The organism is Pseudomonas sp. OV546 (assembly GCF_900116845.1).
In the GTDB taxonomy this organism is placed as follows: domain Bacteria; phylum Pseudomonadota; class Gammaproteobacteria; order Pseudomonadales; family Pseudomonadaceae; genus Aquipseudomonas; species Aquipseudomonas petroselini.
In genome coordinates this window covers 64,271-78,149 of sequence record NZ_FPCE01000004.1, presented here as the reverse complement: position 1 = coordinate 78,149, position 13,879 = coordinate 64,271, and the positions used below count along the sequence as shown (strand labels likewise).

Annotated in this window: 11 protein-coding genes; all 11 read right to left on the bottom strand. The window is 62.1% G+C overall.

The window, feature by feature from the left end:
* Positions 1-133: 133 nt before the first annotated feature.
* The gene (locus BM403_RS10810; RefSeq protein WP_043204714.1) at positions 134-2,905 is read right to left on the bottom strand and encodes a hybrid sensor histidine kinase/response regulator; all 2,772 of its coding nucleotides are present in this window, start codon (positions 2,903-2,905) and stop codon (positions 134-136) included.
* 114 nt (positions 2,906-3,019) lie between these two features.
* Positions 3,020-4,312, bottom strand: coding sequence for a phosphoribosylamine--glycine ligase (gene purD, locus BM403_RS10805; protein WP_012721992.1), 1,293 nt, complete (start codon positions 4,310-4,312; stop codon positions 3,020-3,022).
* Between the two features lie 167 nt (positions 4,313-4,479).
* A complete protein-coding gene (gene purH / locus BM403_RS10800) occupies positions 4,480-6,087 on the bottom strand; it encodes a bifunctional phosphoribosylaminoimidazolecarboxamide formyltransferase/IMP cyclohydrolase (protein WP_064052022.1) in 1,608 nt (535 codons plus the stop codon).
* Between the two features lie 81 nt (positions 6,088-6,168).
* Complete coding sequence (fis, locus tag BM403_RS10795) at positions 6,169-6,489, bottom strand: DNA-binding transcriptional regulator Fis (protein WP_002555375.1); 321 nt, start codon at positions 6,487-6,489, stop codon at positions 6,169-6,171.
* A complete protein-coding gene (gene dusB / locus BM403_RS10790) occupies positions 6,486-7,499 on the bottom strand; it encodes a tRNA dihydrouridine synthase DusB (protein ID WP_012721995.1) in 1,014 nt (337 codons plus the stop codon). The genes fis and dusB overlap by 4 nt, the downstream gene beginning before the upstream one ends.
* A 185-nt stretch (positions 7,500-7,684) precedes the next feature.
* On the bottom strand, positions 7,685-8,917 hold the full coding sequence (locus tag BM403_RS10785; protein WP_093542763.1) for a DUF3426 domain-containing protein: 1,233 nt from the start codon (positions 8,915-8,917) through the stop codon (positions 7,685-7,687).
* Positions 8,918-8,947: 30 nt separating this feature from the next.
* Positions 8,948-9,826, bottom strand: a complete 879-nt coding sequence (gene prmA / locus BM403_RS10780; protein ID WP_010213491.1) for a 50S ribosomal protein L11 methyltransferase — start codon at positions 9,824-9,826, stop codon at positions 8,948-8,950.
* A gap of 294 nt (positions 9,827-10,120) precedes the next feature.
* Entirely contained in the window at positions 10,121-11,482 is a 1,362-nt protein-coding gene (gene accC / locus BM403_RS10775; protein ID WP_046033970.1) for an acetyl-CoA carboxylase biotin carboxylase subunit, read from the bottom strand.
* A 17-nt stretch (positions 11,483-11,499) separates the two neighbouring features.
* Positions 11,500-11,961 (bottom strand): acetyl-CoA carboxylase biotin carboxyl carrier protein, encoded by a 462-nt coding sequence (gene accB, locus BM403_RS10770; RefSeq protein ID WP_012721998.1) that lies wholly within the window; start codon positions 11,959-11,961, stop codon positions 11,500-11,502.
* Positions 11,962-11,985: 24 nt separating this feature from the next.
* Positions 11,986-12,441 carry a type II 3-dehydroquinate dehydratase gene (aroQ, locus tag BM403_RS10765; RefSeq protein ID WP_012721999.1) on the bottom strand — a complete coding sequence of 152 codons (456 nt, stop codon included), beginning with the start codon at positions 12,439-12,441 and terminating at the stop codon, positions 11,986-11,988.
* 297 nt (positions 12,442-12,738) lie between these two features.
* Positions 12,739-13,782 (bottom strand): methyl-accepting chemotaxis protein, encoded by a 1,044-nt coding sequence (locus BM403_RS32490; RefSeq protein WP_371914019.1) that lies wholly within the window; start codon positions 13,780-13,782, stop codon positions 12,739-12,741.
* Between the last annotated feature and the right edge of the window lie 97 nt (positions 13,783-13,879).

Sequence of the window (13,879 nt, the reverse complement as noted above, 5' to 3'; positions counted from 1 at the left end):
AACGCCGCGTTGTGTCAGGCACTCCGCGGCGTTGGGTTTTAGGGCTGCTTCGCAGCCCAGCGCGGGGCAAGCCCGCTCACCACAACAAGCCCGCTCACCACAATATAGGTGGGGTGTTGCCACGAACGTCAGGTCAGGAGGGCGCGTGTTCCGGCCTTTGTTGGCGCTGTGCCACCCAGAACTCCACCAGTTCCCGCAACTGCGACAGCTCCACCGGCTTGGCCATGTGCCCATCCATCCCGGCCTGGCGGGCGCGCTCTTTATGTTCCGTCAGAATGTGCGCCGTCAACGCCACCACCGGCGTACGAATGCGTTGGTGGCTTACCTCCCACGCACGCAGTTGCTGGGTCGCCGAGAAACCATCGAGGATCGGCATTTCACAATCCATCAATACCAGGTCATAACGCTGGGCCTTCATCGCCTCCAACGCTTCCTCGCCATTGCTGGCGGTGTCCGGGTTGAGGTTGAGCTTGCCGAGCATGCCGCGGATCACTTTGGTGGAGATGCTGTTGTCTTCGGCCACCAGGATGCGGAAGTCGGCGGGCACCGTGACGGCTGCCGGTACGGCGAGGGGCGGGCGTGATTGCAACGTGCCTTTGCTGCGCTGGGTCAGTTCGTCGGCCAGGGTGGTCTTGAGCGTGTAGCCGGCCACCGGCTTGGCGAGGATGCGCTTGATCCCGCAATTGCGCGCGATGATCTTACTCGGCGCGTTGCTGATGCCAGTGAGCATGATCAGCAGGATGTCGTGGTTCAGGCTCGGGTCTTCCTTGATCTTCGCCGCCAGTTGCATGCCGGTCATGCCGGGCATGTTCTGGTCCAGCAGCACCACGTCGAAGTAGTCACGCAGGTGCGCCTTGGTGCGCAGCAACGCCAGGGCTTCCTTGCCCGAGGGCACGGCGCTGACGTTCAGGCCCCAGGCCGAGCATTGCTGCACCAGCACTTTGCGGCAGGTGTCGTTGTCGTCCACCACCAGCACCCGTGCGCCTTTGAGTGGGCCGTCGAGGTCGGAGGTCGGGTGCTCCAGGCGTTCCGGGTCCAGCGGCAGGGTCAGCCACAGGGTGCTGCCCTGATGGCTGCCGCTCTTGATACCGAATTCGCCGTTCATCAACAGGATCAATTGGCGGGCGATGACCAGGCCCAGGTGGCCGTTCAGGCGGGTGGCCGAGAAGAAATTCTTGCTGTGCAGTTCGCTGTGCAGCAAGGCGTCGCGCTCGGCCGCTTCCATCGGCAGGCCGCTGTCCTGCACGGCAATGCGCAGGCGTGGCTTGGTGCTGCGGTCATCCAGCGCGACGACGATCAGCACTTCGCCTTCGTCGGTCTTCTGCAGGGCGTTTTCCAGCAGGCTCAACATGGCCTGGCGCAAGCGGGTCGGGTCGCCGCTGATCACACGGGGCACCTGAGGCTGGATAAAGCTGATCAGCTCGACGTTCTGCTGCTCGGCCTTGGCGCGGAAGATGCTCAGGCAGTCTTCGATCAGCGCATTGAGGTCGAACTGCACGTCATCCAGTTCGATCTGGCCGGACTCCAGCTTGGAGATGTCGAGGATTTCGTTGATCAGCGTGAGCAGTTCGTTACCGGCGCTATGGATGGTCTGCACATAGTCGCGTTGTTTCACCGACAGCGGCGTGCCCAGCAGCAGTTCGGTCATGCCGAGCACACCGTTCATGGGGGTGCGTATCTCGTGGCTGATCTTGGCCAGGAACTCGGCCTTGGCGGCGATCTCGGCGTTGCTCGCCGCCAGGTCGCGGCTGAGGCTGAAGCGCGCCTCGACAATCGCACGCTGGCGTTCGCCCAAAGCCAGGCTCATCAACAGGCCGCTGAGGCAGATAAAGGCCAGCAACGTGACGATCAGACCCTGTGGCGAGACCATCGTCAGGCCCAGCAGCGCCGGCAGGATGATCAGCGTACCGATGTTGAACACCACCATCGCGGCCACGAACAGGCGTGCCGGGCGGTAGCCTTTCTGCCAGTGATAGGCCGAGACAAACAGCATGCTCAAGCCGGCCAGGGCCACCAGGGCGTAGGTGATGATGTTCAGCGGCAGGGTGTTGACGAACAACAGCAGCAGGCCGCACAGCACAATGAACAGGATGTCGCCCATCAACAGTTTGTTCAGCGGGTGCGGGCCCAGGGGCATGAAGAAGCGGTAGGCGAACATCAGCCCGCACGGCGCGGTCAGCAGCAGCGCCAGGTAAGCGCCGGGTGTCTGGACCGCATGCCAATTCGGCAGCCATGGACCTATCAGATTGAGCAGCAGTGCCAGGCTGAGCATCAACAGCACTTCGCAAGCCGCCAGCCACAGGCTGCTGCGCGAGCGGTGGTAGGCGAAGCGCGTGAGGTTGTGCAGGATCAGCATCAGCAAGCAGCCGAACAGCAGGCCGTAGATCAGCGTCTGGGTCTGGTCGGCGGCGGCGAGCACGGCCGGTTCCAGGGTGATGTAAGGGCGCAGCTCGTGTTCGGAGACCAGGCGCAGGTAGACCTCAAGGGGCCTCTGGCTCTGGGGCATCGGCAGCATGAAGTCGCTGCTGGGCAGCGGCCGTTCTGCCTGGGGCTGGCGCGTGCCGGTGCTCTGTTGTTCCACCAGGGTGTCGCCGTCCAGCACATACAGGCTCAGGTGCGACAGGTCCGGGGCGAATACCCGCAGCACTTGCTCGTGCTTGCCGGGTTGCAGCTTGAAACGTACCCACAACGCACCGTCCGGTTCCGCAGCGGTGATGCGGTCCAGTTCGATGGGGCTGAATTGATTGGTGTAGCGCGAGGACCGGATGTCGCTCAGTTGCAGGTCGGCCTGTTCATCAAGCAATACTGCCCAGCCACTGCCTTGCGCCGCGGCCTGGGCCGGGAGCAAGCAGAGCAGTGTCAGCAGGCTGACAGTAAAACCTATGGCGATCCTGAGCCAGCGCACGGCGAAATCCCTTCGTAGGTTGATGCACGGGTTAACTATGCGCGGGTAGGCCTGCATACGGCAAGGGCCAGAGGCCCTTGCCTAGCCGAACGGATAGCTACTGACGGCGGCTGCTTAGCTGTTCTCGCCCCGTTCACGGGCGATGGCGCGGTAGCCGATGTCCTTGCGGTAGAAGCAGCCGTTCCAATCGATCTTCGCGGCCAACGTGTACGCCTGTTGCTGCGCGGCGTCGACACTGGCGCCCATGGCGGTGGCGCACAACACGCGGCCACCGGCGGTCACGACCTTACCGTCCTTGAGCGCGGTGCCCGCGTGGAACACTTTGCCTTCCAGGGTCGCCGCCGCATCGAGGCCTTCAATCACATCGCCCTTGGCGTAGTCGGCAGGGTAACCACCGGCCGCCAGCACAATGCCAACGCTCGGACGCGGGTCCCACTGTGCTTCAACCTTGTCCAAGGCCTGGGCCAGGGCGGCTTCCACCAGCAGTACCAGGCTCGATTGCAGACGCAGCATCACCGGTTGGGTTTCCGGATCGCCGAAGCGGCAGTTGAACTCGATGACTTTCGGGTTACCGGCTTTGTCGATCATCAGGCCGGCATACAGGAAGCCGGTGTAGACATTGCCTTCATCGGCCATACCACGCACGGTCGGCCAGATCACCAGGTCCATGACGCGCTGGTGCACGTCGGCGGTGACCACCGGGGCAGGGGAGTAGGCACCCATGCCGCCGGTGTTCGGGCCAGTGTCGCCGTCGCCGACGCGTTTGTGGTCCTGGCTGGTGGCCATTGGCAAGACGTTCTTGCCGTCGACCATCACGATGAAGCTGGCTTCTTCGCCGTCGAGGAACTCTTCGATCACGACGCGCGAACCGGCGTCACCAAAAGCGTTGCCGGCGAGCATGTCGCGTACGGCGTCTTCGGCTTCCTGCAGGGTCATGGCGACGATCACGCCTTTACCGGCGGCCAGGCCGTCGGCCTTGATCACGATCGGCGCACCTTTTTCACGCAGGTAAGCCAGGGCCGGCTCGATCTCGGTGAAGTTCTGGTAATCGGCCGTCGGGATCTTGTGGCGGGCCAGGAAATCCTTGGTGAACGCCTTGGAGCCTTCCAGCTGGGCTGCGCCGGCGGTTGGGCCGAAGCAGTCCAGGTTGCGGCTGCGGAACAGGTCCACGACGCCAGCCACCAGCGGCACTTCCGGACCGACGATAGTCAGGGACACGTTCTTTTCAGCAAAATCTGCCAGTTGCTCAAGGGCCAGCACGTCGATAGCGACGTTCTCGCACTTGGCTTCAATGGCGGTACCGGCGTTGCCGGGGGCGACGAAAACCTTCTGGACGCGCGGGTCCTGGGCAACTTTCCAGGCCAGGGCGTGTTCACGGCCACCGCTGCCAATGATCAAAACATTCATTTCAAAAACCTCAAATTCTGTAGGCGCTGCAGGAGCGCTTTATGTGGGAGGGTTGTTGTGGTGAGGGGGGCGTCCCCCGCCGGTTTCACTGGAAATCCAGTGGGGCTGCTGTGCAGCCCAGCGCGGGACAAGCCCGCTCACTACAAAAAGCGCCTTCCACATTTGGATCAGTGACGGAAGTGACGCATGCCGGTGAAGACCATGGCGATGCCGGCTTCATCAGCGGCGGCGATCACTTCAGCATCACGCATCGAGCCGCCCGGTTGGATCACGGCGGTCACGCCAGCTTTCGCGGCATTGTCCAAGCCATCACGGAACGGGAAGAATGCGTCGGAAGCCATCACCGAACCCACCACCTGCAAACCGGCATGTTCGGCCTTGATCGCGGCGATACGCGCCGAGTTCACGCGGCTCATCTGGCCAGCGCCGACACCGATGGTCTGGCGGTTCTTGGCGTAGACGATGGCATTGGACTTCACGTACTTGGCCACTTTCCAGGCGAAGATCAGGTCGTTGATCTCTTGCTCGGTCGGGGCGCGCTGGGTGACCACTTTCAGGTCTTCGCTGCCGATCATGCCGATGTCACGGCTCTGTACCAGCAAGCCGCCGTTGACGCGCTTGTAGTCCCAGGCAGCGGCGCGGTCAGCCGACCACTCGCCGCAGGCCAGCAGGCGCACGTTGGCTTTGGCCGCCACGATGGCGCGGGCTTCTTCGCTGACGCTTGGGGCAATGATCACTTCAACGAACTGACGCTCGACGATCGCCTTGGCGGTCTCGGCGTCCAGTTCACGGTTGAAGGCGATGATGCCGCCGAAAGCCGATTCGGTATCGGTGGCGTAGGCCAGTTCGTACGCTTGGCGAATGCCGCCTTCCGCGTCCGGGCTCACGGCCACGCCGCACGGGTTGGCGTGCTTGACGATCACGCAGGCCGGCTTGACGAAGCTCTTCACACATTCCAGCGCGGCGTCGGTGTCGGCCACGTTGTTGTAGGACAGCTCCTTGCCTTGCAGTTGGGTCGCGGTGGCGATGCCGACTTCAGCAGGCTTGGCTTCCACATAGAACGCCGCGCTCTGATGCGGGTTCTCGCCGTAGCGCATTTCCTGGGCCTTGATGAACTGGCTGTTGAAGGTGCGCGGGAACTGGCTGCGGCCTTCGGTGCTGAGGGTTTCAGCGGCTTGGTTCACGGTGCCCATGTAGTTGGCGATCATGCCGTCGTAGGCGGCGGTGTGTTCGAACGCCTTGAGCATCAGGTCAAAACGCTGGGCGTAGGTCAGGCCACCGGCCTTCAGGCTTTCGAGCACCTGGGCGTAGTCGCTGGCGTTGACCACGATGGCCACGTCTTTATGGTTCTTGGCGGCCGAGCGAACCATGGTCGGGCCGCCGATATCGATGTTTTCAATGGCAGTCGGCAGGTCGCAGCCTGGCTTGTTGATGGTGGCTTCGAACGGGTAGAGGTTGACGGCCACCAGGTCGATCGGCTTGATGCCGTGTTCGGTCATGATGGCATCGTCGATCCCGCGACGGCCGAGGATGCCGCCGTGGATTTTCGGGTGCAGGGTCTTGACCCGACCGTCCATCATTTCTGCGAAACCGGTGTAGTCCGCCACTTCCACTGCGGCCACGCCGTTGTCCTGCAGCAGCTTGAAGGTCCCGCCCGTGGAGAGGATTTCCACACCCAGAGCTTCCAGCTCGCGGGCAAATTCGAGGATCCCGGTCTTGTCGGAAACACTGATCAAGGCGCGGCGGATCGGCAGGCGGGTAGTCTGGTCGGTCATTTCAATTTCCATCAAAAGCAAAGGAGTCAGCAAAAAAGGCGACCGGTTTTACGCGGGCGCCTTTCTGGTTTGATTGAATGCTTACAGCAAATCGTATTGTTTGAGCTTTTTGCGCAAGGTGCCACGGTTGAGGCCCAGCAGCTCACTGGCTTTGGTCTGGTTGCCCTTGACGTAGTTCATCACGCTTTCGAGCAAGGGCGCCTCGACTTCGGAGAGCACCAGGTTGTACACGTCCGTGACGGAAGCGCCCTCAAGGTGGGCGAAATAATTGTGCAGCGCCTTCTCGACACTCCCGCGAAGGGTCTGACCTTCTTCGCTCGGCGTGTTGAGGTGCTGTTTCAAATTGACGTTGTCGCTCACGGGTGTTGTTCCACTCACTAAAGTCTCGGTCATCATCGTCATGCGGCCACCCCCTCTCCGTCCCCTGTCCCCAGGCTCTTGTAACGCTCGCTGAAGAACTCACGAACGTTGGCGCACTGTGCTTCCGTATCATCCAAACGATTGAAGTGGGCGCGAAACTCCCTGGCGCCCGGCAAGGTTGCGAGATACCAGCCGACATGCTTGCGGGCAATGCGTACTCCCATCACGTCTCCATAGAAAGCGTGCAGGGCGGCCAAATGCTCTAGCAGAATACGTTCCACCTCGATCAGCTCCGGTGCCGGCAATACGTCGCCAGTACGCAGAAAATGCTCGATCTCACGAAAAATCCACGGTCGCCCCTGGGCGGCCCGGCCAATCAACAAACCATCGGCACCGGTGGCGTGCAGCACGCGCCGGGCTTTCTCGGCGGAGTCGATGTCGCCATTGGCAAACACCGGTATCGACACCGCCTGCTTGATCGCAGCGATGGTGTCGTACTCGGCTTCACCGGTGTAAAGGTCGGCGCGGGTGCGGCCATGCACCGCCAGCGCTGTAATGCCTGCCTGTTCGGCGATCTTCGCCACCGTCAGGCCGTTCTTGTTGTCCCGGTCCCAGCCGGTGCGAATCTTCAGGGTGACCGGCACATCGACTGCGGCGACAACGGCCTGCAGGATCTCGGCAACCAATTGCTCATCTTTCAACAGCGCGGAACCGGCGGCCTTGTTGCAGACCTTCTTGGCCGGGCAGCCCATGTTGATGTCGATGATCTGCGCCCCCAACTCCACGTTGGCCCGGGCCGCATCCGCCAGCATCTGTGCATCTCCACCGGCGATCTGGACCGAGCGGGGCTCGGGATCGCCTTCGTGGATCATGCGCATCCGCGATTTGCGGGTGTTCCACAAGCTCATGTCGCTGGTGACCATTTCCGAGACTACTAGACCCGCGCCCAACCGCTTGCACAGCTGACGAAAGGGCTGGTCGGTGACGCCCGCCATCGGGGCGAGAATCAAGCCGTTCTGCAATGTGTATGGGCCGATGCGTACCGCCGACATAGGACTTCCCTGTTGTGGGGCCGGATCATTAGAGTTCGAAAAAGGGTTGGCATGATACCCGCTCTCGATGACTGGATAAAGGCTGAATTGGATAAAATCTGAACAGTTATTTCTTTATCGCTACCGGTTTGGTCGCGCGGGGCTTAGTCAATAACTCGCCGTCAAGCCTCGGTGCGTGAACCGATTCACTCGGGCGAGTGAAAGCTCAGGCTGTAATTCACGGCTTTATTGCCCGGATCGAGGATATCCAGGGAGATATGGATCGGCGTTTGCGATGGCATTTCGCTCACACCGGCCAACTCGCCGCTGAGGTATTCAGCGGGTTTGAAGCGACGACTGGCAATCAGGCTGCCATTCAGGTCGGCAAAGCGCAGCTCCAGCAGCGGGAAGGGCTGGGAGAATGTCGCACGGTTATAGATGATGGCGTCCACCACCAGCGCCCCGGCGAAGTCCGGATGGCTGCGTACCACCAGGTTACTGCTCTTGATATGGGCGATATCGACCCGCGACGGCACCGTACAGCCCAGTGTGGGGCACAGTTGCTGGAACCACGGACGGTAGGCGTCCTGGCGGGCCAGGTCGTCGAATTGGTAGGCGATGTACTGGGCTGCGAGGCCGCCGGCGGCGATCAGCACCAGCAACAGCCAGATCAGGCGACGGCCCAGGCTGGCCGGACGCTTTTGCGCGTAGAGGTGCAGCGGATCGTCTTCGAGATCCAACAGTTGGTCGTCGTGCACACTCGTTTCGGCGCGCGGGCGCTTGCGAGAGGGTTTGGGGCGTTCTTCGGGTTCAACGTCATCGGCCGATTGGGTCAATGGCGTGAACGGTGGATCGACGTCGTCATCGTCTGGCGTGGAGCGCAGGGGTGGCTCATCGTCGAGGTCGTCGGTGTGAAACGACATGGACGGCTCGGTGCGCTGCTTGGTCGCAGGTGCGTTCGTCGGTTCGGGTTCGATGTGCGTGGCTTGCACGCGCTCTTCAGGCGGTTCGCTGAACAGGCTGGCAGCCCATTTTTCTTCTTCGGCCTTGACGGTGTTGCGGCTGGCGCTGAGAGGCTCATCTTTTTGCCGACGATCAGTACCCGCTTGGCGACGTTCTGCGCCGGCAGGCTGGGTGTGCTGAATCTCGCGACGTTCCAGCTTGGCCAGTTCTTCGTCCAGGTCCAGGTTGTCCAGGTCCAGCTCTTCGGCGGTCCACTGCTTTTGGCTGATAGCCCGTGGCAGCTCTGGCTCAGCCGCAGCCGGCAGCTCAGGCGCCGGTGTGCCGGCAGCACGCTGCTCCAGCAACTGGCGAGCCGCATTGAACACTTGCAGGCACGAGCCGCAGCGAACCACGCCACGGGCCACGCTCAATTGAGCGTGGTTGACGCGAAAGCGCGATTGGCAATGCGGGCACTGGGTGACGAAACTGTCGGTCATGCGGCCATCCGATTCAGGCAAGCGCTCATTCTAGCGCCGACGACCGCTGATGCGTACCCAGCCATCGCGGTTGGCGATCGGATCCAGCTCGAAATCCTTCGCGTAGGCGGCAGCGACGTCTTCGCCTTGCTCGGCAAGGATGCCCGACAGCGCCAGGCGGCCGCCCGGCTTGACCAGGCTCGACAACTGCGGCGCCAAGGACACCAGCGGTCCTGCGAGGATGTTGGCGACCAGTACGTCGGCCTGCACCTGGGGCAATTGCTCCGGCAGGTAGAGTGGGAATTTGCCTTCAGGGATGTTGTTGCGACCGGCGTTATCGCGCGAGGCTTCCAGCGCCTGCACGTCGATATCGGTGCCCACGGCTTCCTTGGCGCCCAGCAACAAGGCGGCAATCGCCAGGATCCCCGAGCCGCAACCGAAGTCGAGCACGTGGCTGTCGGTCAGGTCCTGGCCGTCCAGCCATTCCAGGCACAGCGCGGTGGTTGGGTGGGTGCCGGTGCCGAACGCCAGGCCCGGGTCCAGCAGCAGGTTGACCGCGTCCGGCTCAGGCGCGGCATGCCAGCTCGGCACGATCCACAGGCGCTGGCCGAAACGCATCGGCTGGAAGTTGTCCATCCAGCTGCGTTCCCAGTCCTGGTCTTCGATGACTTCGCTGTGATGCTCCGGCAGCGGGCCGCCGGTGAGCAATTCCATATGGGCCAGTACGGCGGCGGCATCGGTGCCGTCTTCGAACAGGGCCAGCAAATGGGTGTGCGACCAGAGCGGGGTGGTGTTGAGTTCGGGTTCGAAGATCGGTTGGTCTTCGGCGTCCATGAACGTGACCGAGACAGCGCCGACTTCAAGGAAAGCGTCTTCGTAGGTTTCGGCTTGTTCTGGGCTGATGGCGAGACGGACTTGCAGCCAAGGCATGGCGGGCACCTTTGAAAAAATGAGTGTGCGACTGCTGGGTCGCGAAAGCGCGCAAGTTTACGCGAGAGCATGATGCTGTGGCGAGCGAGGCTTTTTGTAGTGAGCGGGCTTGCCCCGCGTTGGGTGGCGAATCCTCCCTGATCCAGGCACCGCATTTATCCAATTAAAACGGGTTGGCAGGTTTTGGGGCGGCTTCGCCACCCAGCGAGGGGCAAGCCCGCTCACCACAGAGGTAATTGCCGGTGCCGCAGAAACAACAAAGCCGCCCGAAGGCGGCTTTGTTGAGTGGAGCACTTACTGGTTAGCCAGCTTGTGTTCCAGGTAGTGAATGTTCACACCACCCTCGCAGAAGCCTTCATCACGAACCAGGTCCCGGTGCAGCGGGATGTTGGTCTTGATGCCGTCGACCACGATTTCGTCCAGGGCGTTACGCATACGGGCCATGGCCTCGTCGCGGGTGGCGCCCCAGGTGATCAGCTTGCCGATCAGCGAGTCGTAGTTGGACGGAACCTTGTAGCCGCTGTACAGGTGCGAATCGACGCGAACGCCGTTGCCGCCCGGTGCATGGAAATGCTTGACCAGGCCTGGACTCGGGATAAAGGTTTTCGGGTCTTCGGCGTTGATGCGGCACTCCAGGGAGTGGCCGTGCATCTTCACGTCGTCCTGGGTGAAGGACAGTACGTTGCCGGCGGCGATGCTGAGCATCTCCTTGACGATGTCGATACCGGTGACCATCTCCGACACCGGGTGCTCTACCTGCACGCGAGTGTTCATCTCGATGAAGTAGAAACGACCGTTCTCGTACAGGAACTCGAAAGTACCGGCGCCACGGTAGTTGATGTCGATGCACGCCTTGACGCAGCGTGCCAGCACTTCCTGGCGAGCCTTTTCATCCAGGCCCGGTGCCGGGGCTTCTTCCAGTACCTTCTGGTGACGACGTTGCAGCGAGCAATCGCGGTCGCCCAGGTGGATGGCGTGGCCTTGGCCGTCGGACAGTACCTGGACTTCCACGTGACGTGGGTTGGTCAGGTATTTTTCCAGGTAGACCATCGGGTTGCCGAACCAGGCGCCCGCTTCGGAGCGGGTCTGCTTGGCGGCTTCGATCAGGTCTTCTTCCTTGTGCACCACGCGCATGCCGCGACCACCACCCCCACCGGCGGCCTTGATGATCACGGGGTAGCCGACTTCACGACCAATGCGCAGAGCGGTTTCTTCGTCTTCCGGCAGTGGGCCGTCGGAGCCAGGAACGGTGGGTACACCGGCGGCGATCATGGCGTCCTTGGCCGAGACCTTGTCGCCCATCAGGCGAATGGTGTCGGCTTTCGGGCCGATGAAGGCAAACCCGGATTTTTCCACCTGTTCGGCGAAATCGGCGTTTTCCGCGAGGAAGCCGTAGCCTGGGTGGATGCCATCAGCGCCGGTCACTTCCGCGGCCGCGATGATGTTCGAGACTTTCAGGTACGAGTTCGTGGCCAGTGGCGGGCCGATGCAAATGCTTTCGTCCGCCAGTTTCACGTGCATCAATTCGGTATCGGCCGTCGAGTAAACAGCGACGGTCTTGATGCCCTCTTCCTTACAGGCGCGCAGGATACGCAGCGCGATCTCGCCGCGGTTGGCGATCAGGACTTTTTGCAGTTTCTTCGCAGGTTTCAACATCGAAGGCGCTCCGCGGTTCAAACGATGGTGAACAGCGGCTGGTCGTACTCAACCGGCTGACCGTTTTCTACCAGGATGGATTCGATGACGCCGGCTTTTTCAGCCGTGATGTGGTTCATCATTTTCATCGCTTCTACGATGCAGATGGTGTCGCCCACTTTCACGGTCTTGCCGACTTCAACGAAGGCTGGCGAGGTCGGTGCCGGGGTGCGGTAGAACGTACCGACCATTGGCGACTTGACCACGAAGCCGTTCAGCGCAGGTGCGGCTGGGGCGGCAGGTGCGGCAGCAGCAGGTGCGGCGGCCGGTGCAGCAGCGGCTGGCGCCGGTGCTTGCATCTGTGGCGCGTAGAACTGCTGGGCCGGGGTCTTGCTGTGACGGCTGATCCGTACGGACTCTTCGCCTTCCTTGATTTCCAGCTCGTCGATACCGGATTCTTCCAGCAGTTCGATCAGTTTCTTAACTTTACGGATATCCATGAATCATCAACTCCCAAGGGTCGGTCAGGGGCGCTTGGCCGGTTGTTCAAGCTGTTCCAGGGCGGCCTCCAGGGCCAGTCGGTAACCGCTGGCGCCAAGGCCGCAGATCACTCCTACCGCTACGTCGGAGAAGTAAGAGTGATGGCGGAAAGGTTCGCGTTTGTGCACGTTCGACAAATGCACTTCGATGAATGGGATGCTCACCGCCAGCAACGCGTCACGTAATGCAACGCTTGTGTGTGTAAAAGCGGCGGGATTGATCAGGATAAAGTCCACGCCTTCGCCGCGCGCGGCATGGATGCGATCAATCAATTCGTACTCGGCATTGCTTTGCAGGTAGAGCAGATGGTGGCCGGCTTCACGCGCCCTGCGTTCAAGATCGAGGTTGATCTGATCGAGGGTCACTGCCCCGTAGACGCCCGGTTCACGGGTGCCGAGCAGGTTCAGGTTGGGTCCGTGAAGAACCAGTAAGGTCGCCATCGGCTGTTCCTTGTTATTGATGTGGGTACGGCAGAACTCGGCGACTATGCCGCAAAGCCTTTGTGACTGTCCAGTTCTATGCAGTAGGCGGCACGATTAGCGAGGATTGCGCAAAATTTGTGACTACGGGTCGGGATCCGGTCATTGGCGAGACAGCGTTGAATCCGGTGGAGATCAATGTGGGAGGGGGCTTGCTCCCGAGGGCGGTGCATCAGTCAACACATACAGTGGCTGACACCCCGCAATCGGGAGCAAGTCCCCTCCCACCTTTTGATCTCCACGGGGCAATAGATCAGGTCAGACGCGGAAGGCCTGCACCGCCGTATTGAGCTGCCCACCCAGCACCAGCAAATGCTCGCCCTGGCTGCGGCCCTGGCCAATGCGCAGCAGATTATCCTCGCCCAACTGGTGAATCCGTTCGCTGTTGTCGCGAATCTCACTGACGGCACCACTTTGCTGCGCCGTCACATCCGCGATGCGCACGGCTGTTTCGGAAATGGTCTGGATGGCCCCGACGATTTCATCCAGCGCGCCGTCCGCGGCCTGGGCCTGCTGGGCGGTAGCTTCGGCGTGTTCGACCTGCGCGCGCATGCCTTGTACCGATTGGTGGGCGGCGCTTTGCAGGCCGGCGATCAGGGTCTGGATTTCTGCGGTGGCGCCGGCGGTGCGCTGGGCCAGGGAACGGACTTCGTCGGCGACCACGGCAAACCCACGGCCGGCTTCACCGGCGCGGGCTGCCTCGATGGCCGCGTTGAGGGCCAGCAGGTTGGTCTGGTCGGCAATCGAGCGGATCACCGTCAGCACGCCGCCGATGGTGGCCGATTCCTCGGCGAGTTTTTCGATCATCTGCGCATTTTGCTGCACTTCGCCCACCAGGGCATGCAGCCCGGTCAGGCTCAGGCCGATCACACGCTGGCCTTGCTCCACCGCCTGGCCCGCGCTGCGGCTGGCGCCGGCGGCCTGGCTGGCATCGCCGGCGACTTGCTGGATGGTCGCTTCCAGTTCACCCAGCGAATCGCGGATCTGCGCCGTGTCCCCAGCCTGGCGTTCGGCGCCGTCGTGCAGGCCGCTGCTCAGTTCGGCGAGGGCGCGGCTGCTGCCCGCGACTTCCTCGGCATTGCCGCGAATCGTGCCGACCAGGTCCACCAGGTAAGCGCGCAGGCGGTTCAGCGAGGCTTCGATATCGTGGAGTTCGCGGTTGGTCTTGCCCAAGGCAATCGACCGGCTGAAGTCACCTTCGGCCCAGGTCGACAGGGCGGGTGCCAGGTTGGTCAGCACCCGTGCCAAGCGTCGTTGCAGGGTGTCGATCAGCAGCGCGATCAGTAGGATCAGGCCGATCATCACCCCTTGCATCACACGCACTTCGCCCTGGATTGCCCCATGCTGTGCGCGCACAACCGGTTCCAGGCCAGCAATGGCCTCCTGCACGGCGTTGATT